Raw genomic sequence first — 23,147 nt, forward strand, 5'->3', positions numbered from 1 at the left:
TAAGCTGTGGTTTTACAGCTCAAAATCAGCAAAGTCGTCTTCGCTTACCGCAGAATCAATTTGTCCAACAAGGTAAGAGCTAATTTCAGACTCTTGAGGGGCAACTTGAACGTTGTCTGAGTTTAAGTAATTGTTCATCCATGGAAGTGGATTACTGCTAATATCAAACGGTGTGTCCAGGCCAATAGCAGACATACGCTGATTAGCAATATACTCAACATATTGGCAGAGGATTTCTTTGTTTAGGCCAATCATCGAACCGGTTTTAAACAAATAATCCGCCCACTCTTTTTCTTGCTCAACCGCATTCATGAAAATAGCGCGCGCTTCTTCTTTGCACTCTTGTGCAATCTGCGCCATTTCAGGGTCATCTTTACCCTTCGCCCACATGTTAAGAATGTGCTGTGTTGAAGACAAATGAAGGTTCTCATCGCGTGCAATCAATCGAATGATTTTAGAGTTACCTTCCATTAACTTACGCTCGGCAAAAGCGAAGGTACAGGCAAAAGATACGTAGAAGCGAATGGCTTCAAGTGCATTTACCGAGTTCATGCAAAGGTATAGCTTCTTTTTAAGCTCATACATATTAATCGTGTATGCCGTACCATTAACGGTATGAACACCTTCACCTTGTGTCTGCCAAAGCTGAGTGGCGAAAATGAGGTCATCGTAATACTTAGAAATATCCGCCGCACGGCGCTTAATTTCATCGTTAACCACGATATCTTCAAATATCTCACTTGGGTCTGAAAACAGGTTACGCAAAATATGGGTATACGAGCGCGAGTGAATCGTTTCGAAAAACGACCACGTCTCAACCCAAGTTTCTAACTCGGGTAGTGAGATAATTGGCAAGAACGCAATATTCGGACTACGACCTTGTACCGAGTCTAAAAGGGTCTGGTACTTAAGGTTTGAAATGAATATGTGCTTTTCTGGATCGGTTAATTTCTGAAAATCAACCCGGTCACGAGAAACGTCAACTTCTTCAGGACGCCAAAAAAAGCTAATTTGTTTCTCAATAAGCTTTTCGAAAATGGCATGCTTTTGCTGGTCGTAGCGTGCAACGTTTACGGGGTTACCGAAAAACATCGGCTCGATCAATGGATTTGTACTTTGCTGATTAAACGTAGTGTATTTCATGATGGCCTAACTAAAAACTTAATGATTAACGCGTATTATAGTTTGTGTTCTTGCTGCGAAACGTTAATGGCAAGTGCAGCAATACCTTGTATGCACTTGCCACTTTAACAGGAGCGTGCGGTTTATATCTTACACGCGCCGCCTGCACAATCATCATCTTCCTCTACAACCACTTCTTCTTGACGTGGCATAGGCTCGTTGGCTTTAGCGTCTAGCGCCGAGGTGTCTGATGCACCGTCACGAGTGTTATGATAATAAAGTGTTTTAACACCAAGCTTGTACGTAGTAAGAAGGTCTTTCAGAAGTAATTTCATCGGTACCTTGTTACCTTCGTAACGACTTGGGTCGTAGTTCGTATTCGCTGAGATAGTTTGGTCGATAAACTTCTGCATGATACCCACAAGTTGCAGGTAACCATCGTTTGAGGGGATATCCCAAAGTAGCTCGTATTGGTCTCTTAATGTTTCGTACTCAGGTACTACTTGTTTAAGTACCCCGTCTTTACTCGACTTGATACTGATAAACCCACGTGGTGGCTCGATACCGTTAGTCGCATTTGAAATCTGAGACGATGTCTCTGATGGCATTAATGCAGATAGGGTGGAGTTACGCAGACCATGCGTCTTAATCTCTTCACGTAGCGCATCCCAATCGTAATGAAGCGGTTCATTACACACGCTATCAAGATCTTTCTTGTAGCTGTCTATTGGCATGATACCTTGCGAGTATGTGGTTTCGTTAAACTTAGGACACGCACCTTTTTCTTTCGCTAGGTTGTTCGACGCTTTCAGTAGATAGTACTGCATTGCTTCAAACGTGCGATGAACTAGACCGTTCGCACTGTGATCTGAATACTTAACACCGTTTTTAGCAAGGTAGTACGCAAAGTTAATAACGCCCACACCCAGTGTACGGCGGCCCATAGTTGCATTGTAAGCAGCCGGAACAGGGTAGTCTTGGTAATCAAGTAGGTTATCTAGCGCGCGTACCGCAAGGTCAGCAAGTTCTTCAAACTCATCAACAGATTTAATGGCACCTAAGTTAAACGCGGATAGCGTACAAAGGGCAATTTCGCCGTTTTCATCATTAACGTGCTGAAGTGGCTTAGTCGGTAGTGCAATTTCAAGACACAGGTTGCTTTGACGAACAGGTGCAACTTCAGGGTTAAACGGGCTGTGTGTATTACAATGGTCTACGTTTTGAAGATAGATACGACCGGTGCTCGCACGCTCTTGCATGAACAAGCTAAACAACTCCATGGCTTTGATTTGCTTTTTGCGAATGCTGTCGTCGTTTTCATACTTTACGTACAGTTCTTCGAATTTCTCTTGATCAGCGAAGAACGCATCGTAAAGACCAGGTACATCAGACGGGCTAAATAATGAAATGTAGCCATCTTTCATCATGCGCTGGTACATTAGCTTATTGAACTGAACACCGTAATCTAGGTGACGTACACGGTTTTCTTCAACACCACGGTTGTTCTTAAGAACCAACAGCGATTCAACTTCCATATGCCAGATAGGGTAGAACAACGTAGCCGCGCCACCGCGCACACCACCTTGTGAACAGCTTTTTACGGCAGTTTGGAAGTACTTGTAAAATGGGATACAACCGGTGTGGAACGCTTCACCACCGCGAATTGGGCTGCCCAGCGCGCGAATGCGGCCCGCATTTACACCAATACCGGCACGTTGACTTACGTATTTTACGATAGCACTTGCTGTTGCATTGATAGAGTCTAGGCTATCACCGGTTTCAATCAGTACGCATGAACTGAACTGACGGGTTGGCGTGCGCACACCTGCCATGATTGGGGTAGGTAGCGATAGCTTGAATGTTGAAGCAGCATCGTAAAAGCGACGGATATAGTCCATTCGTGTTGCTTTGTCATAATTCGCAAAAAGACACGCTGCCACTAAAATATATAAGAACTGCGCACTTTCGTATATTTCACCTGTAACACGGTTTTGGACCAGATACTTACCTTCTAGCTGCTTCACTGCCGCATAGCTGAAGTTCATATCGCGCCAATGGTCGATGTAAGTGTCCATTTCAGCAAATTCTTCTGGGGTGTAGTCTTCAAGCAAGTGCTTGTCGTACTTACCCATATCAACCATCTTTCCAACGTGTTCAAACAGCGCTGGCGGCTCAAACTGTCCGTAGGCTTTTTTGCGAAGGTGGAAGATAGCTAAACGCGCAGCCAAGTACTGATAATCTGGCGCATCGGTTGAGATCAGGTCAGCCGCTGACTTAATCAGTGTTTCGTGGATCTCGCTGGTATTGATACCGTCATAGAACTGAATTTGTGCCTTTATTTCAACTTGTGAAACAGAAACATTGTTAAGTCCTTTGGCTGCCCATGTAACGACTTTGTGGATCTTTTCTAAGTCGATGGACTCTTTTTCACCGTTGCGTTTGGTGACGAATAAGTTGTTGTTCATGTTACTGGCCGTTTGTCTGTTAGCGCTTGATGCGTGGGCTATGTAATGCCCATTTTCGTTTTAATTTATTTACGTGACGCTGTTATGCTAATTGGCTCACGCCAGGTAACAACACACACGAAAGCGGCCTAAACCGATACTTAAAAAGTATAAAGTAGAGACTGCTTTTTAAATTCTTTTACTGCTTTTATCTTTCAGCGAGATTGATATCGCGTTAATTAAATGAATAACTTCATTTGCTTTTTTGTGCGATCGGGCGATCCCGATTTCTACGGTTGGGATCCCGTGCTGAACTAAACACAAGATAGTGAGGTTTGACCCGTAATGCAACCCAATATCTGGTGGTATTTCAAGCACTCAAGCTGGCATGAAATTTATGTTAGTAACAACTAACTTTTTAGCGTTCTACAAGCGTAAAATATCGGGATTGCAAGCCTTTTAAATAAAATCTTCGCGATAAAAATTAATTTATTCTTAGAATTTTATTTTTAGATAAACACGATATATGGTGTTTAAAATATCATCGCAACCCAATATATAGTGTTAATTTAGTTTTGCGCGACTGTATATAGTAAGTAGTTAACGTCTACATTATTAGACGAAAGATAAAAGCCTTGGGAAATCGGGTCCATATGCAAGCCTGTCATGTCTCTTGGTAAAAGACCGGCTTGATCTGTCATTGCCATAAGCTCTGAAGGCTTAATGAACTTACTGTGATCGTGCGTCCCTTTAGGTACCAATTTTAGTACATACTCAGCGCCCACTATGCCCATTAAGTAAGACTTTATGTTCCTATTTAGCGTAGAAAAGAAAACGTGACCACCCGGTTTAACTAATTTAGCGCAGGCCATAACCACAGATGCAGGGTCTGGAACGTGCTCTAACATTTCCATACAGGTTACTACGTCAAATTTCGCTTCATTCGCTTCTGCAAATGCTTCGGCGGTCGAGCACACATAGTCAACCTTCACGCCCGATTCTAAACCGTGCAATTTAGCTACTTCTAACGAGGCTTCAGCCATATCCAGACCCGTCACCTTAGCGCCCGCACGCACCATTGACTCTGCTAAAATACCGCCACCACAGCCAATATCCACCACCTGTTTATCGAAAAGCCCTTCACTATGTTGGTTGATAAAGTCTAAGCGAAGGGGGTTAATAAGGTGCAATGGTTTGAACTCACCCTCTGGATCCCACCAGCGAGAGGCAAGCTCGGAAAACTTGTTTATTTCTTGTTGATCTACATTCGTCATGGCTAAAACAATCCTTAAACTATCTCTTCTTAAGATATCGCAAATTGGGTTTGTGTTTTACTGTTTTTAAACAGAATTGGCCTTTTTATGGGACTGGGTGAGCGAAAAATAATCGCTTGTCTTTTTGTTGATTAATAAGCGTAATTAAGCGCTACATAATTCTGTCATCAAGTGGTACACTCGAAGCACGATTATGACCCACATAATAACAATAGTGCGCGCCCACGCCTCGCTTTAACATTGATGTAAGGTGAAGTAGTGGATAACGCAGAACAAACCAAAATAAAGGGATTAAGCAGTTTATGTCTGATAACGCTAAAGAAATCCTCCCCGTTAATATTGAGGAAGAGTTAAAGAACTCTTACCTCGATTACGCGATGAGCGTTATTGTCGGGCGAGCCTTGCCTGATGTAAGAGATGGCTTGAAGCCAGTGCACCGTCGTGTGCTGTTCGCAATGAACGAACTTAAAAACGACTTTAACAAGCCATACAAAAAATCTGCCCGTGTGGTAGGTGACGTAATTGGTAAATATCACCCTCACGGTGACTCTGCAGTTTACGACACTATTGTTCGTATGGCTCAGCCGTTCTCACTTCGCTACATGCTCGTAGATGGGCAAGGTAACTTCGGCTCTGTCGACGGCGATTCTGCAGCGGCAATGCGTTACACCGAAGTTCGCATGGCTAAAATCGCTCACGAACTTCTTGCCGACTTAGATAAGGAAACCGTTGATTTTGTGCCTAACTATGACGGCACAGAATATATTCCTGAGGTATTACCTACCAAAGTACCAAACCTCCTAGTAAACGGTTCTTCAGGTATCGCAGTTGGTATGGCAACGAACATTCCACCGCATAACCTCACTGAAGTGATTAATGGCTGTGTTGCGCTAATCCAAGACCCATCAATTACGATTGATGACCTGATGACGCATATACCGGGGCCAGATTTCCCAACAGCGGCAATGATCAGCGGTCGTAAAGGCATTGATGATGCGTACCGCACCGGTCGTGGTAAAATTTACCTTCGCGCTAAGGCGGAAATAGAGACCGATGCAAACGGCAAAGAAACTATTGTTGTTAACGAAATTCCTTACCAGGTAAATAAAGCACGTCTTATCGAAAAGATTGCTGAACTGGTAAAAGAGAAGCGTATAGAAGGTGTTTCTGCACTGCGCGACGAGTCTGATAAAGACGGTATGCGTATTGTTATTGAGGTTAAACGCAACGAATCAGCAGAAGTACTGCTAAATCATTTATATGCCAATACCCAGCTTCAAACGGTATTTGGTATTAATATGGTTGCGTTAGACAACGGTCAGCCAAAAGTATTTAACCTTAAAGAAACGTTAGAATGCTTTATTCTTCACCGCCGTGAAGTGGTTACCCGCCGCACTGTATTTGAACTGCGTAAAGCCCGTGACCGTGCCCACATCCTTGAAGGTTTGGCCATTGCGCTTGCCAACATCGACCCAATTATCGAGTTGATTAAAGCATCACAAAGCCCAGCAGATGCGAAGAAGTCACTTGTTGCGCAAGGTTGGGATTTAGGCGACGTTTCTCAAATGCTAGAGCGTGCCGGTGATGATGCTGCACGCCCTGACTGGTTAATGCCTGAGTTTGGTATTCGCGACGGCAAGTACTACTTAACTGAGCAACAAGCGCAAGCTATTCTTGACCTTCGTTTACACAAGCTAACGGGTCTTGAGCATGAGAAGATCCTTGAAGAGTACAAGCAGCTTCTTGAACTTATCGCTGAATTACTTCACATTCTAAATAGCCCTGAGCGTTTGATGGAAGTCATTCAAGAAGAGCTTGAAAAGATACGTGACGAGTTCGGCGACGAGCGTCGTACCGAAATTACCGCTGCAAGTCACGATATAGATATTGAAGACCTTATTGAGCAGGAAGACGTTGTTGTTACGCTTTCTCGCGAAGGCTATGTAAAATATCAGAAGCTGACGGATTACGAAGCGCAACGCCGTGGTGGGCGAGGCAAATCGGCTACTAAGATGAAAGATGAAGATATCATCGAACGACTACTTGTGGCCAATACCCACGATCATATTTTGTGCTTCTCAACCCGTGGTCGCTTATATTGGTTGAAAGTGTATCAATTGCCATTTGCAAGCCGAAATGCTCGTGGACGTCCAATTGTGAATATTCTTCCATTAGAAGATAACGAGCGTATTACCGCTATTCTTCCAATTAAAGAGTTTGAAGAAGGCAAATATGTATTGATGGCAACAGCCAACGGTACAGTGAAGAAAACCGACCTAAGCCTATATTCTCGCCCACGTTCAAGCGGTATTATTGCCGTAAACCTGAATGAAGGTGATGAGCTTATTGGTGTTGATATCACCCATGGTGACGATGACATCATGCTGTTTTCTGACGCAGGTAAAGTGGTTCGCTTTAACGAAAAGCTTCGCGACAGTGAAACGGGCGAAGTGAAACGCGATCCTGAAACCGGTGAAGAGCTATTAGCACTACGTCCAATGGGACGTACCGCAACCGGTGTTCGCGGTATTCGTCTTCAGGACGGTCAAAAAGTGGTATCACTGATTGTTCCAAAAGGTGATGGACCTGTTTTGACTGCGACGGAAAACGGATTTGGTAAGCGTACGCCACTTGAAGATTACCCAGCGAAGAGCCGTGCAACACAGGGTGTTGTATCAATTAAGGTGTCTGAGCGTAACGGTAAAGTGGTTGGTGCGGTCCAAGTGGACGATACCAATGAAATTATGCTTATTAGTGATCAGGGTACGTTAGTGCGTACTCGTGTTAGCGAAGTGTCAGTAGTAGGTCGAAACACGCAAGGTGTGCGCTTAATACGTACTGTTGAAGGCGAGCATGTTGTAGGTTTACAACGCATTGAAGAAGTAGAAGAGTTACAAGCGTTTGATGAAGACGGTAACTTGATTATTCCTGAAGATGCATCAGAACAAGCAGAAACTGCTGTTCAAGAGCAAGATAACGCCGCAGAAGACGGTGAAGGCTCAACGACAGAAGAGTAGGGATAGCGCGCTCGCGTTAGGTGTAGCGCATTATCAGTGTTCTTTAAAACAAGCGGCTTTTGCCGCTTGTTTACCTAATAGACCACGAAACATTGCAAAAATCGTGCGTTAAACGGTAATTATCTACAGGTGTTGAAAAACGCGATGAAAGAAGTTTTTAACTTTAGTGCGGGCCCGGCAATGCTTCCAAAAGAAGTAATGGAACAGGCTCAGTCAGAATTTACAAATTGGCGCGACTTAGGCTGCTCTGTGATGGAAGTCAGTCACCGCGGCAAAGACTTCATTGAAATAGCAGCGAAAGCGGAACAAGATCTTCGCGATCTTCTCTCTATACCCGCTAACTACCATGTGTTATTCACACATGGTGGCGGCCGGGGCCAGTTTGCCGCCGTACCCCTCAATCTATCGAACCCAAATGATACCAGTCTTCACCTAGTGAGCGGCTCGTGGTCTAAAGGCGCTGTTAGCGAGGCAGAAAAGTACAACAACGCAGTAGTAGTTGGCAACGTATCTGAAAAAGGTGGGCTTCACTACATTGCGCCACCACAACTCACTGATATTGACCAATCTGCGGCCTACTATCACTTCTGTCCAAACGAAACGGTAGACGGCATCGCTTATGACTGGCTGCCAGAGTCTGGCAAAGTACCGCTTGTTTCTGACATGTCTTCTACTATCTTGTCACAACCATTGGATGTGGCTAAGCATGGTGTCATTTACGCTGGCGCACAAAAAAATATCGGTCCGAGTGGTTTGTCTGTAGTAATTGTACGTGAAGACCTTGTGGGTAAAGCGCGCAAGGAAACCCCTTCAATCTTCGACTATGCACTAGCGGCAAAGTCAGATTCTATGTACAACACGCCGCCTACTTTCTCGTGGTACTTAGCAGGGTTAGTGTTTGAATGGCTAAAAGAGAAGGGCGGTGTTGATGCAATGGCGAAGCGCAATGCCGAGAAGGCTGCACTTTTATATTCTGCTATCGATAGCTCTGACTTCTACTCAAGTAAAGTACACCCAGACAATCGCTCAAAGATGAATGTACCGTTTCATTTAGCTGACCCTGAGCTAGACAGCCTATTCTTGAAACAATCTCAGGAAGCGGGTTTGCTTGCATTGAAGGGGCACCGTTCGGTAGGGGGCATGCGTGCCAGTATTTATAATGCAATGCCTGTAGAGGGCATAGTTGCGCTAGTTGAATTTATGCGCGAATTTGAAAGAGTGAATGGATAAAATGGAGCAGTTAACATTAGACCCGATTGCAAAAGTATCGGGAGAGGTCAATGTACCTGGTTCAAAAAGTCTGTCTAACCGCGCACTACTTCTAGCTGCGTTAGCAGAGGGTGAAACTGAACTGACCAATTTGCTCGATAGCGAAGACATTGAGCATATGCTAAATGCCCTGACTAAGTTGGGAATAAACTATCGTCTTAGTGAAGATAAAACCCAATGTGTGGTGCAGGGAAACGGCGGTGCATTTAATGTGGCCGAACCCCTTGAGCTTTTTTTAGGTAATGCCGGAACAGCTATGCGTCCTTTGTGCGCAGCGCTAGCTGCAAGCAATGTGGATACTGTGCTAACCGGTGAGCCGCGCATGGAAGAACGCCCAATTGGTGATTTGGTAGATGCACTGCGTGAGGCACAAGCTGACGTTACCTACTTAAAAAACGAAGGTTATCCACCGCTACAAATTAAGGGCAAGACCTTAAACGGTGGTGAAATGTCGGTAGATGGCAGTGTATCAAGTCAGTTTCTAACTGCGCTTTTAATGGCGGCTCCGCTTTTTTCTGGTGATGCTACTATCCGCATTAAAGGCGAATTAGTGTCTAAACCGTATATCGATATTACGTTAGACACCATGGCAAAGTTTGGCGTGTCGGTAGACAACGACAACTATCAAACGTTTACCGTTTCTGGTGAGGCTAAGTACGTTGCCCCTGGTAAATTTATGGTAGAAGGGGATGCATCGTCTGCATCTTACTTCCTTGCAGCGGGCGCTATTAAAGGCGGCACGGTACGCGTAACCGGAATCGGTCAAAATAGCATTCAAGGTGACATTCGCTTTGCAGATGTGCTTGAAGCGATGGGCGCGAAAGTAGTCTGGAACGATGAATATGTGGAAGTCACCGGCGCACCGCTTAAAGGGGTGAATATGGATATGAACCATATTCCTGATGCGGCCATGACCATTGCGACTACAGCGCTGTTTGCCGAAGGTCCAACCACCATGACAAACATCTATAACTGGCGCGTTAAAGAAACCGACCGTTTAGCTGCCATGGCTGCAGAGTTACAAAAGTTAGGGGCTAAGGTGGAAGAGGGCCATGACTACATCACTGTGTGGCCAACTGACTCGTTGAAACACGCAGAAATAGATACGTATAACGATCATCGTATTGCCATGTGTTTTTCGTTAGTCGCGCTTAGCGATACGCCTGTGACGATTAACGACCCAGGTTGTACGCGCAAAACCTTCCCTGACTACTTCACGCGCTTTAAAACATTATATAGTGCGTAAATACACCGCTTAAATATAAAACCCATCGAATAAACTTTGGTGAGTCGATGGGTTGATCTATATCAGCATTAGCCAAATGTACAATGCCACCTACGCTAGGTGGCATTGCTTATCTTGCACTAAAGCGTATAATTACGCGCGATTTTTTAGTAATTTAAACGATGGAGCAGGTATGCATTCCACACCCGTAGTCACGGTTGACGGTCCTAGTGGTGCTGGCAAAGGTACGTTAAGTAGCTTGTTAGCAAAGAAATTAGGGTGGCACTTTCTTGATAGCGGTGCAATTTACCGCGTATTGGCAGTAGCTGCACTCCACCACGACCTACCGTGTGATGATGAAGAATGTGTTGTTCCTCTAGCAACCGGTCTTGATGTGAGTTTCGAGACGAATGGCGATTCAACGCGCATTATTCTGGAAGGCGAAGATGTCACAGACGATATTCGCACAGAAGAAGTCGGTGCTGTGGCTTCTAAAGTAGCTGCGCTACCGCGTGTACGTGAAGCTTTATTGCGCAGACAGCGCGCTTTTCAACAAGATCCAGGTCTTGTTGCAGATGGCCGCGACATGGGCACGGTAGTATTTCCAGATGCGCCGGTAAAGATTTTTCTTACCGCTAGCGCAGAAGCCCGTGCTGAGCGCCGTTATAGCCAGTTGAAAGCAAAGGGCATGGATGTTAATATTGCGCGCCTTTTAACCGATATCAAGGCAAGAGACGAGCGCGATACTCAACGTGCAGTGGCTCCACTGGTACCGGCACAAGATGCAGTAATTATAGATTCAACGGACTTGGACATTGACCAAGTCTTTGAAAAAGCGATGGATATTATTTCCTCACGCCTTTAATGACGAGAGCTGATCGCATCCAAAGCAGTGTTGCTACAGGAAGTGGCGACTAAATTTAATAACCCCGCGTTATCCGGATAAGAAGCGTGGATATCAACTTAAAAGTTTATTTGAGACTTATGACTGAAAATTTTGCACAACTTTTTGAAGAAAGCTTACAAGAACTAGAAACACGTCCTGGTTCAATTGTAAAAGGTACTGTTGTTTCTATCGACAAAGACATCGTTCTTGTTGATGCAGGCTTGAAATCAGAAAGTGCTATCCCAGCTGACCAATTTAAAAACGCTGAAGGCGAATTAGAAATCGCTATCGGTGACCAAGTAGACGTAGCACTAGATGCAGTTGAAGATGGTTTCGGTGAAACTATCCTTTCTCGCGAAAAAGCGAAGCGTCACGAAGCGTGGGTTGAGCTGGAAAAAGCTTACGATGATAAAGCGACTATTAAAGGCGTTATCAACGGTAAAGTTAAAGGCGGTTTCACTGTTGAAGTTAACAGTGTACGCGCGTTCCTTCCTGGTTCACTAGTTGACGTACGTCCAGTACGTGACACTACACACCTTGAAGGCAAAGAGCTTGAATTTAAAGTTATCAAGCTAGACGCTAAGCGTAACAACGTTGTTGTTTCTCGTCGTGCAGTTATCGAAGCAGAAAGCAGCGCAGAGCGCGAAACGCTTCTTGCTAACCTTGAAGAAGGTCACGAAATCAAGGGTATCGTTAAGAACCTTACCGATTACGGTGCGTTCGTTGACCTTGGTGGCGTAGACGGTCTTCTACACATCACTGATATGGCTTGGAAGCGCGTTAAGCACCCAAGTGAAATCGTGAATGTTGGTGACGAAATCAACGTTAAAGTACTTAAGTTCGACAAAGAGAAGCAGCGCGTTTCTCTTGGTATGAAGCAAATGGGCAACGATCCATGGCAAGAAATTGCGTCTCGTTACCCAGAAGGTACTAAGATCAACGGTCAGGTTACTAACCTAACTGATTACGGTTGCTTCGTAGAAATCGAAGACGGCGTAGAAGGTCTTGTACACGTTTCTGAAATGGACTGGACTAACAAGAACATCCACCCATCTAAAGTTGTCAACCTAGGTGACACTGTAGATGTAATGGTTCTTGAAATTGACGAAGAGCGTCGTCGTATTTCTTTAGGTCTTAAGCAATGTATTGCTAACCCTTGGGAAACATTTGCTGAGTCACACGAAAAAGGTGACAAAGTGTCTGGTAAGATCAAGTCAATTACTGATTTCGGTATCTTCATCGGTCTTGACGGCGGCATCGACGGTCTAGTTCACCTTTCTGACATCAGCTGGAACAAGTCTGGTGAAGACGCGGTTCGCGACTACAAGAAAGGCGACGAAATCTCTGCTGTTGTACTACAAGTCGACCCAGAGCGTGAGCGTATCTCGCTTGGCGTTAAGCAAATCGAAGAAGATCCTTTCAACAAGTATCTGACAGATAACAAGAAAGGTGCTATCGTTACTGGTACAGTAACAGCAGTTGATGCGAAAGGCGTTACTGTAAACCTAGCTGAAGAAGTTGACGGCTACATCCGCGTTGCAGATCTTGCTGTAGAGCGTGTTGAAGACGCAACAGAAGTAGCAAGCGTTGGTGATAGCATCGAAGCGAAGTTTATGGGCGTTGACCGTAAGAACCGCACTGTTAACCTATCTGTTAGAGCGAAAGATCAGGCTGACGAAAAAGAAGCTATCGACAAAGTTAACCAGCAAGAAGATGTTGGTTTCGCTAACGCGATGGCAGAAGCATTTAAAGCTGCTAAAGGCGAATAATGCTTTTGTGGGTGTGCACACGCACACCCTATTCGCGATAGCTGTTTAAACAATAATATTGACAATGAGGTTAAACATGACCAAGTCTGAATTAATTGAACGGCTCGCGGATCAAGCGCGTCATATTCCGGCGAAAGAACTCGAACTGGCAATTAAAGAACTTCTAGAACAAATGGCGCAAACACTTCAAAAGGGTGAGCGTATTGAAATTAGAGGTTTTGGTAGCTTTTCGCTTCACTACCGCGCACCTCGCGTAGGTAGAAACCCTAAAACGGGTGAAACCGTAAAGCTAGACGGTAAGTATGTACCGCACTTTAAGCCTGGTAAGGAACTTCGCGAAAGGGTAGACGCCTCAATCGCATAATGTATTTTAAAAGCCGCTGGAAAGCGGCTTTTTTGTATCTAGCATTTGATGTTAGGTAAGCATAAGTGGATAAGTCAGTTCATTATTACGGTGCTATGTTTACGTTATAGTAAATATACTTTTGTTTAATTTTTAATGCCTATTGACCCCGGCTTTAATAGGGTTATATATTACTTGAATAACAAAAAACGGTATTCATGAAGTAATGTCAGCCGGCGATGAACAAGCAATAATAAAACAATACCAGCCGCTCATACGTGCTTTAATTCCTTATGAACAACAAAACAAACTGTTAGAAGGAATTAACAAGTTTTCGAAGCGACTCCCTAGTAGTGTCCGCAAAGTCGTGAAAGAAGAAGTGGTTCGCCTTACTTCATTAACCGATGCCCCCGCGGATAACTCGGCGTTCGCGCAATTCCCTGTGATGAAGTTTAAGCATTTCGGGGTGCAAATGCGCCTTGATAAAGTTGGTGCGCAAATACTCAAAGACGAAACGTCTCTTTACCAAGATAGATACACCGTTGGTGTGTTTGAGTCGGTCATGAACTCCGACTTCTACCAAAACCAAATAAAAAGAGAGCAATTCAAAAAAATTGTCGATGCCTTTAATGTCGAAAGCCAGTCCTTTACTGACATAGACTTTGGCGACGACATTGCCGTTCGACCTAACTTTACGATATCTTCACCTGACTTTGAGAAAGGCCGTCATTGCTCAATCAGTTCAATGTCACACAAAGGTATTTCTCTTGAAACGAAGAGGCCGCCGAATGCGTCGACTGGAGACATTCTAACGTTCACTGTTCCCGAAGTGAAAGGCTTAACAAAAGAGCCTACGGAAATAAAGCTAGAGTTGGAATCAGTAAAATACAACAAACATCTGGGAAAATATGAGTCATCATTCTCATTTCATGCTGATGTTGATGACACATTCATTGCTACGCTTAAACGCTATGTGGCAATAACCTCTTATAAACAGCCTTTGCAACGAGATTTAGAAATAGAGCGGGCTATGCAAGAGCTAGAGCGAGATCGCATTTTAGAAAATAGCCCATGGTTGCCCGTTTTTCTCGCGCCAGATAAGAAGTCGCTGAAACCGCTTATCGCGCTTTTTACTAAGGCCAATGTTGAACATAACAACGCAGAAAAGCTCCTGTCGAGTCTTCACGATAAACCCATTTTCGCAACGCTGGTTGAAGAGTTGCATAGGTATAACGAAGCCTATGTATTTCACGGTAACATTAAGACCAAAAGTGGAAACGTTCAAATTACCGCCACACACCGTCAGCTATTGGAAATTAAGCAGCTAAACGCACTGGTTTATTTACTGGTTAAGAGTGGTGATTTTATTTGTACCCACTGCCGTTTAGAAGGGGTCAATAGAGAAGATAAACAAAAAGCTTTCGCCATTCACGATATTGCCAGCAAGGAATTTGAGCAGCTTGCGCAAATCTCTCATGTCCTTTATTGCAAAGATGTTTCAGCTTACCTCACTAATCTAACGCTTTCGGCTAAGTGTGATTTTAAGCCCCTGTCGAAGACACTTAAGGCTAGTGGAAGTAACTGGCGTATTGACTATGTAATGGAAGAGGACTTGGACAGGCGAAGTGAAACCCGTTATGTCATTGATAAGCCCGCGTCGATAAAAGTAGGGTTACTTTCTTCTCTTGATGCCCGCGTGGCAGATTTAAGTGCCAGCGGTATGAAATTGATCGTATCGCCAAACAGCGAGTTACAAAAAGAAATACGGGTATCGGTACCGGAACTTAAAATAAAGGGCGAAAAATACAAAGTCGTTCATTACCAGGCTGACACCGGCACGGTAAGACTTTGCCTTATGGAAGACACCCGTAAAGCAAAGGTCGGTTCTAATGTCGATCACATGGTGGAAGAGAACACAGCGTATTTCAAAGTGCGAGATATAGCACGTATTCAGCGTGCTACTCATCGCTATATTTGGGAGCTTGCGGTAAGGCACATGCCTTCGCTGTCGGTACTGTGTGTTATGAACCGGTTTACATTGGACAGGTTGAAAACCGTATATCAAAGCGACACCTCAGACGACCTGTATCCGTTTTCTCGTACTCAAAATATTATCCCTCTGCACGGTTTCTTTGCCGACAAGGCACAGGCAAAGCCTAAGTCTCAAATTCTTGAAGGCATGTTTAAAGAGACGTCAAACCAGGCATTAGTGGTTCATTGCGTGCGAAAGAGTGATAACAGACTAGTTTACATTAAAGAGCGGGATTTTCTGTTTTCTCGCCTACGGACCCAAATAAAAACCCAGTTAGACGAAGGAAAAATACAACTTAGTGCAACCGATGTTACCGCTATTCGTTGTCACGGCGCCATTACCCCACTAACGAAGAAACGGCTTGCTCAGCTTTCTAAAATTGACAAAGCCATGTACGACAAGCTTGAAACCATGCAGGCAGGCTATACACACTGCATATTTATTACTAACATGTCTGCACTGCATCACGACTTAGTTGTTGATAATCTTATCGCAAAACCTCAGCGTCAAGAACTCGAAGGTGAGGGAGCGGCTTAAACGCAAATCCCTCACGCTTTTTGTGTTATCTCTTTTAGCATTTTGCTATTCTTATCAGCAAATCAATAAAAAAGGGTTTAGTGTTGAAAGGGATCCTAGCATTTCTCATTATTTTGGTATTGCTTGCCATAGCGTTTGTGGTTGGTTCTCAAAATGAAGCGCAAGTAACGGTAAATTACCTGATTGCACAAGCAAACTTACGTTTATCTACGGTTATCGCGATTACACTCTCCATTGGCGTGGGTATTGGCATTTTGATCATGCTGGTAAGTTGGCTGCGATTACGCGTACAACTTATGTCAGCTCAATCTAAAATACAGAGTTTGGAACAAGAACACTAATGCTCGAACTGCTGTTTCTTCTTTTGCCTGTTGCGGCAGGATATGGCTGGATAATGGGCCGAAATAGTGTCCGTCAAGCGCAGCGCAAACAGTCGAGCATTCTTTCTAAGCACTATTATAAAGGCTTGAATTTCCTGCTGTCAGATCAGCCGGATAAAGCGGTAGACACGTTAATCAAAATGATTAATGTGAATAGCGATACGGTAGAGACCCATATTGCGATGGGAAGCTTCTTTCGCCACCGTGGAGAGATTGACCGCGCGATAAAAGTTCATCAGAACTTAGTAAGCCGAGACGAGCTTCAACCAGCTCAGCGTGAAAACGCGCTAAGAGAGCTCGGTCACGATTACACCCAAGCCGGGTTTCTCGAAAGAGCAGAAAATGCCTTCCTTCAGCTATTAAACAGCGAAAAGCACTACCTCGTTGCCCAACAGCAATTATTCAGCATTTACCAAACCACCAAAGAGTGGGAACGAGCGATAGAGCTTGCCGAGCGTATGGTGCAATGTCATGGCGATAATGACGATGTATGTGAACGTTTAGCGCATTTTTATTGCGAACAGGCAGCGGTAGAGCTTAAAAACGAAAGCCAAGGGGCGGCATTAACCCTTTTGCAAAAAGCGGTAAACGCCGATGAGCATGCCGTTAGGCCGTGGTTAATGCTAGGCGATATAGCCCTTGAGCAAAAACGATTTACTGACGCGAATACCTATTTCACGCAAGTTGCAGAGCGCGATATTAATTGGTTCAGCGAAGCTGTGCCTAGCCTAGAAAAAATTGCCGAAGAAACCGACGACTGGGAAAGCTTTCAGAAAAACTTAGAAGCCCATTGGCAAGAGTGCGCCACCTCATACCTTGCTATGGTAGATGTGCTGATGAAGCGTGGTGAAACAGCGCAAGCTGCAGAGTATTTACTTGAACAGCTTCGCAAGAGGCCTACTATGCGAGGCTTTAAAACGCTAATGGGCCTTTACATCGACCAGTTAACAGATCAAACCACGGCAGACAGCCTGCGTTTGTTAAAAGAGTTAGTAGAAAAGCAAATGTTGCAGCGCCCTAAGTACCGCTGCGGAAGTTGTGGCTTTTCAGGCCGAAAATTATATTGGCTGTGCCCGAGCTGTAAAAAGTGGGGCGTAGTAAAACCTATCAAAGGGCTAGACGGAGAATAACAGAACATGTATGACCCACGCGTTATTGTTGCTTTAGACTATGACAATAAAGACACTGCATTAGCGTTTGTAGATAAATTAGACCCAAGCTTATGCAAGCTAAAAGTGGGCAAAGAAATGTTCACCTTATTCGGGCCAGAGTTTGTGAAGGCGCTTATCGCCAAAGGCTATGATGTTTTTCTCGATTTGAAATTTCATGATATCCCCAATACGGTAGCCAAAGCATGTAAAGCCGCTGCGGAACTTGGTGTGTGGATGGTAAACGTACATGCTTCTGGCGGTCTACCTATGATGCAAGCGGCGAAAGAAGCCATTGCAACAAGCAGTAATCCTCAAACTAAGCTTATTGCGGTTACCGTACTTACCAGCATGGATAATGCGCAATTGGCGGATGTGGTAAGCGGCGTAACACCAGAACAACAAGTACTGCGCTTGGCCGCGCTGACAGAAAAAGCAGGATTAGACGGCATTGTTTGTTCAGCGCAGGAAGCCGGCGCGTTACGCGAAAAGCATAACGACGACTTTCTATTAGTTACGCCAGGTATTCGCCCTGTAGGCGCTGACGCTGGCGACCAAAAACGTGTTATGACACCTCCTGATGCAATGAAAGCGGGCGTGAGCTATTTGGTAATGGGGCGGCCCATTACGAAAGCAGAAGACCCCATTGCGGTTTTAAAAGCGGTGAACGCCTCGCTTAATGGCTGATACCGTCAATGTATTGGTATGTTTAGTGCGCTAGAGCTAGATTAGCGGTACGTTTACAAGCAAGGCTTTGTTGATAACGTATCTAAATACAAAACTGTAGGCTAAAACAAAAAAGCTCGGACGAGTCTTCGCTGTCCGAGCTTTTTTATAAATTTAACGTGTTACTTTTTTGGCTTACTCGCCTTTAAGCGCAACGTCAGCAGGTGTGTAGGTTAGACCTAGCTCTTCACCAAGTGCATCAACAACGGCTTTATAGGTTACTTTACCTTCGTGAACATTTAGGCCGTTAAGCAGGTGTTTATCTTCTGCCATCGCTTTCGCTGGGCCTTTGTTAGCAAGGGCTAAGCCGAATGGCAGGGTCGCATTGTTAAGTGCCATTGTAGAAGTACGCGCTACGCCGCCTGGCATGTTCGCTACACAGTAGTGAACAACATCATCTACAATGTAAACTGGGTCTTGGTGCGTAGTGGCCTTAGACGTCTCAAAACAGCCGCCTTGGTCAATGGCAACATCTACAAGCACAGAGCCAGGCTTCATCGCTTTAATTTGCTCACGAGTAAGAAGCTTGGGTGCAGCTGCACCTGGAATAAGTACTGCGCCGACGACAAGATCAGCTTTTGAAGAGTAGTGCTCGATAGCATCAACCGTTGAGTAAACCGTTTTAACTTGGCCGTTAAAGATATCGTCGAGTTGACGTAGGCGAGGAAGTGAACGGTCCAAAATAGTGACGTCTGCACCAAGGCCTAGCGCCATCTTAGCCGCGTTTGTACCTACAACACCGCCACCAATTACCAATACTTTACCTGGTGCAACACCTGGTACGCCACCAAGTAGCGTACCGCTTCCGCCGTGCGCTTTTTCTAAGTAATGCGCGCCCGCTTGTACTGACATACGGCCAGCAACTTCACTCATAGGCGCAAGTAACGGCAGACCATTGCGATCGTCAGTCACAGTTTCATAAGCAATACAGGTCGCTCCTGATTCAACAAGAAGTTGGGTTTGCGTTGGGTCTGGCGCAAGGTGAAGGTACGTGTAAAGCGTTTGGCCTTTTCGAAGCATCTTACATTCATTAGGCTGTGGCTCTTTCACTTTTACAATCATTTCCGCTTCAGCAAACACTTGCTCAGCAGTAGGTGCAATCGCAGCGCCTGCTTCTACATACATTTCATCAGTGAAACCAATGGCATCACCGGCGTTGGTTTCTACCAAAACGCTATGACCGTGGCTAACGAACTCTTTTACAGCCGCTGGCGTTAGGCCAACACGATATTCGTGGTTTTTAATCTCTTTTGGTACACCAACTAACATGTATAGTCCTCAGTTATATAATGAGCTTCTAAGTGGCTCTGGTTGAACTTAGTTTTAGCGATTGAAGGTCGCCTAGACCTATAAATAATTACGCTGAGTATACGGCATAAAAAAACGAACTATCTGCTGAAAATTGAGCGCGCTTGAAATATAATTTGGTAAAATTGCAATATTAAGAAACATAATATGTTGGTAAAGACCCCTAAACACCTTGACCGAATAGACAGGAATATCTTAGTGCAGCTGCAAAAAAACGGTCGTATTTCTAACGTAGAACTGGCTAAAGAAGTAGGTTTGAGCCCAAGTCCTTGTCTTGAAAGAGTGAAGCGATTAGAGGCACAAGGCTACATTAAAGGCTATCACGCGGTGGTTAATCCTGAAATGCTAGGTGCTGCCATGCTGGTATTTGTAGAGATAACATTGACGAAAACCTCAGTCGATATCTTTGCAGAATTTTCTGCTGCGGTGAAACAACACGACGATATACAAGAGTGTCATTTGGTATCGGGTGACTTCGATTTTCTACTAAAAGCGCGCGTTGCTGATATGGGGAGCTATCGAAAATTGTTGGGCGATACGTTATTGCGCTTACCGGGGGTAAGTGAGTCGCGTACGTATGTGGTTATGGAAGAAGTGAAAAGTACGTCGTCTTTACGCATTAATTTGAAGTAATGAAAGCATGGCTCAATCATGTGGTTTTGTGGTAGGCTGTGCAAAAATACAGTGTTTGTGTTTAATCAAGGGAAAAGTGGTTAGCACAAGTGAAAGGGTAGGGGGCAAGGAAACATATTTAACTGTGTACTCAGTCACTTACCAAAAGTAGATAAATAATAACTATGTAGGGATAGCAAGGGGTTCGCTAAGCTCTTTGCTGCGTTTAGCGCAATTGCTTTTAAAAGTAAATGCGATAGAAATTGAAGGTTTTTTAGGGTTATGGCGCGATTAACAGGGGTTCAGCGAGTGTGGGAAGCAGGCATGATTATCGCCTGTGTTTTCGCCTTCTTCTTATTGCTGGCACTAGCATCTTTTCATCCGGGCGACCCAGGTTGGAGTCAAGCGGGATTACAATTAGACGTTCACAACTGGGTTGGTGCAACCGGGGCGTGGGTAGCCGACTTGCTACTCTTTTCATTTGGTTTTCTTGCGTATTTGCTACCTTTTGGTTCAGCTTTTCTAGGTTGGTTCTTGTTCCAACATATCAAAGAGCTCGACGAATTCGACTATCTTACCATTGGCCTTCGTATTATCGGCGGTTTATTGATGGCCCTAGGTGCAACTGGTATCGCAAGTATTAACTTCGATGATATATACAATTTTTCTGCCGGGGGCTTTGTCGGCGACGTTATCAGCTCAGCTTTAGTCCCGTATTTTAATACGGCAGGTACCATATTATTGCTGCTATGCTTTTTCTGTACCGGCTTTACACTACTAACGGGTATAAGCTGGCTCACTATAATCGATAGATTAGGTGAAGGTACATTGTGGCTGGGTCGTAAAACCCTTGCCGCACCGCAAAATTTACTTGCTCTGGAAATGCCGCGCTTAGCGCTTTCGAACAAATCAGCAAGTCAAAACGAGCGAAGTGATAGTGCGGAACTGGATATAACCAGTATGCGTGCTGAACCCTTAGCCTCCAACGAGGGTAAATCTTCGCCGGTCAAAGAAAACGCCCCGGTGCGAAACGAGCCAACGTTCGGCATTGATACCGTTGAAGACGAACCGCCTTTTTATACCTACGATACGCCCGTTAATAGTGACGGTTCAGACAGCACGTCGAATAAGCCAACACAGGAACAAGCAAAGGAAGAGGAACAGCCAGAAAGTAAAAAGTCTGCATTTTCACTATCTGGTATGCGCGACGCTGTATCTGGTAGCCTAAAAGATAAAGTAGGTTTCGGTAAGTCTACCCCAGAGCCCGAGCAAGAGCCTGAAAGCACTGATAGTGCTGACGCTCAACAAGGTGCACAGCAGAGCCCACATATTAACTTCGATGAATTAGAAGAGTTTGACGAAGACTTGCCTTATGAAACAGGTAGCAAGCCTGCAGCGTCTTCAAATAACGTGACGACTGCAGCTGATATAAATGAGCCTCAGCAAGTACCGTCGACACCTGCACCAAGCCAGAATGCTAATGAATTTGCACCGGCGGCTCTAGGGGCAAAGCCTGTAAAAGCAAAAGGTAGTCACGTTGATACCAACCTTCCACCTATGCCTTCCTTCGACTTACTCGAACGCGCTGATAAGCATGAAAACCCCCTTACGCCAGAGGAAATAGAGGGTATTTCTCGCCTTGTTGAAGAAAAGCTTGCTGACTTCAACATTGAAGCAACGGTGGTGGGCGTTTACCCCGGCCCGGTTATTACCCGCTTCGAATTGGATTTAGCGCCTGGGGTAAAAGTAAGCAAGATTACCGGGCTTTCGAAAGATTTGGCCCGAGCAATGTCAGCCATTTCTGTGCGTGTGGTAGAAGTTATTCCTGGTAAATCGGTGATTGGTTTAGAGCTGCCAAACAAAAAGCGGGAAATGGTCCGCTTAAGTGAAGTCATAAGCTGTGATACGTTCCAAGCGAATAAGTCGCCGCTGACGATGGTGTTAGGTTCTGATATCTCAGGTAAGCCTGTGGTGGTTGATTTAGCTAAGATGCCCCACTTATTAGTTGCGGGAACCACTGGTTCAGGTAAGTCGGTTGGGGTCAATGTTATGATCTTAAGCCTACTGTATAAGAGCACGCCTGAAGATGTTCGTATGATCATGATCGACCCGAAAATGCTCGAGCTTTCTGTTTACGAAGGTATCCCTCATTTGCTTGCCGAAGTAGTTACCGACATGAAAGAAGCGGCAAATGCGCTGCGATGGTGTGTAGGGGAGATGGAGCGCCGCTATCGCTTAATGAGCGCACTTGGTGTGCGTAACCTAAAAGGTTACAACGCCAAAGTTGAAGAGGCGATTGCTAACGGCACGCCCATAAAAGATCCGCTTTGGAAGAATGAAGAAAGTATGGACGCAGAAGCGCCTGATTTAGCCAAGCTTCCGGCGATTGTTGTGGTGGTCGATGAATTTGCCGACATGATGATGATTGTGGGTAAAAAGGTAGAAGAACTGATTGCGCGTATTGCACAGAAAGCCCGAGCGGCGGGCATTCACCTTATTTTAGCTACACAGCGTCCTTCTGTTGACGTTATTACCGGCCTGATTAAAGCAAACATTCCAACTCGTTGTGCCTTCCAGGTTTCAAGTAAAATCGACTCTAGAACCATATTAGACCAACAGGGTGCTGAAACCTTGTTAGGTATGGGTGACATGCTATATTTGCCACCGGGAAGCCCAGTGCCAACGCGAGTTCACGGTGCGTTTGTGGATGACCACGAAGTACACGCTGTGGTTGCCGATTGGCAAAAACGTGGCGAGCCAGAGTATATCGAAGAAATTCTAAATGGCGAGGCATCTGCCGAAGTACTTCTGCCGGGTGAGCAGCCAGAAGGCGAAGACCAAGAGTTTGATGCTTTCTATGACGAGGCTGTTGCATTTGTAACCGAAACGCGCCGTGCAAGCGTGTCTAGCGTACAGCGTAAATTTAGAATTGGTTACAACCGCGCTGCGCGATTAGTTGAACAAATGGAAATGAGTGGGGTCGTAAGTGCACAGGGGCACAACGGTAATCGCGAGGTACTCGCACCGCCTCCCCACAAAGATTAACAAACGGATT

16 protein-coding genes are annotated in these 23,147 nt (G+C 45.0%); 12 read left to right on the plus strand and 4 right to left on the minus strand.

Annotated elements, in window-relative coordinates; all coding sequences use genetic code 11:
- Positions 1 to 12: 12 nt before the first annotated feature.
- The 3 genes from nrdB to ubiG all read right to left on the minus strand — a co-directional run bounded on the left by nrdB (position 13) and on the right by ubiG (position 4,840).
- Positions 13 to 1,143, minus strand: a complete 1,131-nt coding sequence (gene nrdB / locus ACTRWF_RS15595; protein ID WP_462835822.1) for a class Ia ribonucleoside-diphosphate reductase subunit beta — start codon at positions 1,141 to 1,143, stop codon at positions 13 to 15.
- A 122-nt stretch (positions 1,144 to 1,265) separates the two neighbouring features.
- Complete coding sequence (gene nrdA, locus ACTRWF_RS15600; protein ID WP_015067330.1) at positions 1,266 to 3,587, minus strand: class 1a ribonucleoside-diphosphate reductase subunit alpha; 2,322 nt, start codon at positions 3,585 to 3,587, stop codon at positions 1,266 to 1,268.
- Between the two features lie 548 nt (positions 3,588 to 4,135).
- Entirely contained in the window at positions 4,136 to 4,840 is a 705-nt protein-coding gene (ubiG, locus tag ACTRWF_RS15605) for a bifunctional 2-polyprenyl-6-hydroxyphenol methylase/3-demethylubiquinol 3-O-methyltransferase UbiG (protein ID WP_012518614.1), read from the minus strand.
- A 302-nt stretch (positions 4,841 to 5,142) separates the two neighbouring features.
- Between ubiG and gyrA the strand changes: the two genes are divergently transcribed.
- The 10 genes from gyrA (at position 5,143) to pyrF (ending at position 18,133) form a co-directional block, all read left to right on the plus strand.
- Positions 5,143 to 7,857: a DNA topoisomerase (ATP-hydrolyzing) subunit A gene (gene gyrA / locus ACTRWF_RS15610; protein ID WP_462835823.1), complete on the plus strand. Its 2,715-nt coding sequence runs from the start codon at positions 5,143 to 5,145 to the stop codon at positions 7,855 to 7,857.
- 144 nt (positions 7,858 to 8,001) lie between these two features.
- A complete protein-coding gene (gene serC / locus ACTRWF_RS15615; protein WP_020746049.1) occupies positions 8,002 to 9,087 on the plus strand; it encodes a 3-phosphoserine/phosphohydroxythreonine transaminase in 1,086 nt (361 codons plus the stop codon).
- A gap of 1 nt (position 9,088) precedes the next feature.
- On the plus strand, positions 9,089 to 10,372 hold the full coding sequence (gene aroA / locus ACTRWF_RS15620; RefSeq protein ID WP_024016377.1) for a 3-phosphoshikimate 1-carboxyvinyltransferase: 1,284 nt from the start codon (positions 9,089 to 9,091) through the stop codon (positions 10,370 to 10,372).
- 172 nt (positions 10,373 to 10,544) lie between these two features.
- The gene (cmk, locus tag ACTRWF_RS15625) at positions 10,545 to 11,216 is read left to right on the plus strand and encodes a (d)CMP kinase (RefSeq protein ID WP_015067326.1); all 672 of its coding nucleotides are present in this window, start codon (positions 10,545 to 10,547) and stop codon (positions 11,214 to 11,216) included.
- Between the two features lie 119 nt (positions 11,217 to 11,335).
- Positions 11,336 to 13,006, plus strand: a complete 1,671-nt coding sequence (gene rpsA, locus ACTRWF_RS15630; protein WP_015067325.1) for a 30S ribosomal protein S1 — start codon at positions 11,336 to 11,338, stop codon at positions 13,004 to 13,006.
- A 76-nt stretch (positions 13,007 to 13,082) separates the two neighbouring features.
- On the plus strand, positions 13,083 to 13,370 hold the full coding sequence (ihfB, locus tag ACTRWF_RS15635; RefSeq protein ID WP_014949641.1) for an integration host factor subunit beta: 288 nt from the start codon (positions 13,083 to 13,085) through the stop codon (positions 13,368 to 13,370).
- Between the two features lie 205 nt (positions 13,371 to 13,575).
- Positions 13,576 to 15,918: a PilZ domain-containing protein gene (locus ACTRWF_RS15640; RefSeq protein WP_024016376.1), complete on the plus strand. Its 2,343-nt coding sequence runs from the start codon at positions 13,576 to 13,578 to the stop codon at positions 15,916 to 15,918.
- An 80-nt stretch (positions 15,919 to 15,998) separates the two neighbouring features.
- On the plus strand, positions 15,999 to 16,259 hold the full coding sequence (locus ACTRWF_RS15645) for a LapA family protein (protein ID WP_020744765.1): 261 nt from the start codon (positions 15,999 to 16,001) through the stop codon (positions 16,257 to 16,259).
- A complete protein-coding gene (gene lapB / locus ACTRWF_RS15650; RefSeq protein WP_462835824.1) occupies positions 16,259 to 17,428 on the plus strand; it encodes a lipopolysaccharide assembly protein LapB in 1,170 nt (389 codons plus the stop codon). The genes ACTRWF_RS15645 and lapB overlap by 1 nt, the downstream gene beginning before the upstream one ends.
- A 6-nt stretch (positions 17,429 to 17,434) precedes the next feature.
- Positions 17,435 to 18,133 (plus strand): orotidine-5'-phosphate decarboxylase, encoded by a 699-nt coding sequence (pyrF, locus tag ACTRWF_RS15655; RefSeq protein WP_015067321.1) that lies wholly within the window; start codon positions 17,435 to 17,437, stop codon positions 18,131 to 18,133.
- A 174-nt stretch (positions 18,134 to 18,307) separates the two neighbouring features.
- On the opposite strand, the gene ald is transcribed toward pyrF, so the two are convergent.
- Positions 18,308 to 19,441 carry an alanine dehydrogenase gene (gene ald / locus ACTRWF_RS15660; protein ID WP_015067320.1) on the minus strand — a complete coding sequence of 378 codons (1,134 nt, stop codon included), beginning with the start codon at positions 19,439 to 19,441 and terminating at the stop codon, positions 18,308 to 18,310.
- Positions 19,442 to 19,627: 186 nt separating this feature from the next.
- Here ald and lrp point away from each other — a divergent pair, with 186 nt between their 5' ends.
- Both lrp and ACTRWF_RS15670 read left to right on the plus strand, forming a co-directional pair.
- Positions 19,628 to 20,113 carry a leucine-responsive transcriptional regulator Lrp gene (lrp, locus tag ACTRWF_RS15665; protein ID WP_015067319.1) on the plus strand — a complete coding sequence of 162 codons (486 nt, stop codon included), beginning with the start codon at positions 19,628 to 19,630 and terminating at the stop codon, positions 20,111 to 20,113.
- Positions 20,114 to 20,374: 261 nt separating this feature from the next.
- Positions 20,375 to 23,137 (plus strand): DNA translocase FtsK, encoded by a 2,763-nt coding sequence (locus ACTRWF_RS15670; RefSeq protein WP_015067318.1) that lies wholly within the window; start codon positions 20,375 to 20,377, stop codon positions 23,135 to 23,137.
- The last annotated feature ends 10 nt before the right edge of the window (positions 23,138 to 23,147 follow it).

This window comes from Alteromonas sp. G5_S2_22_S1 (genome assembly GCF_054968525.1).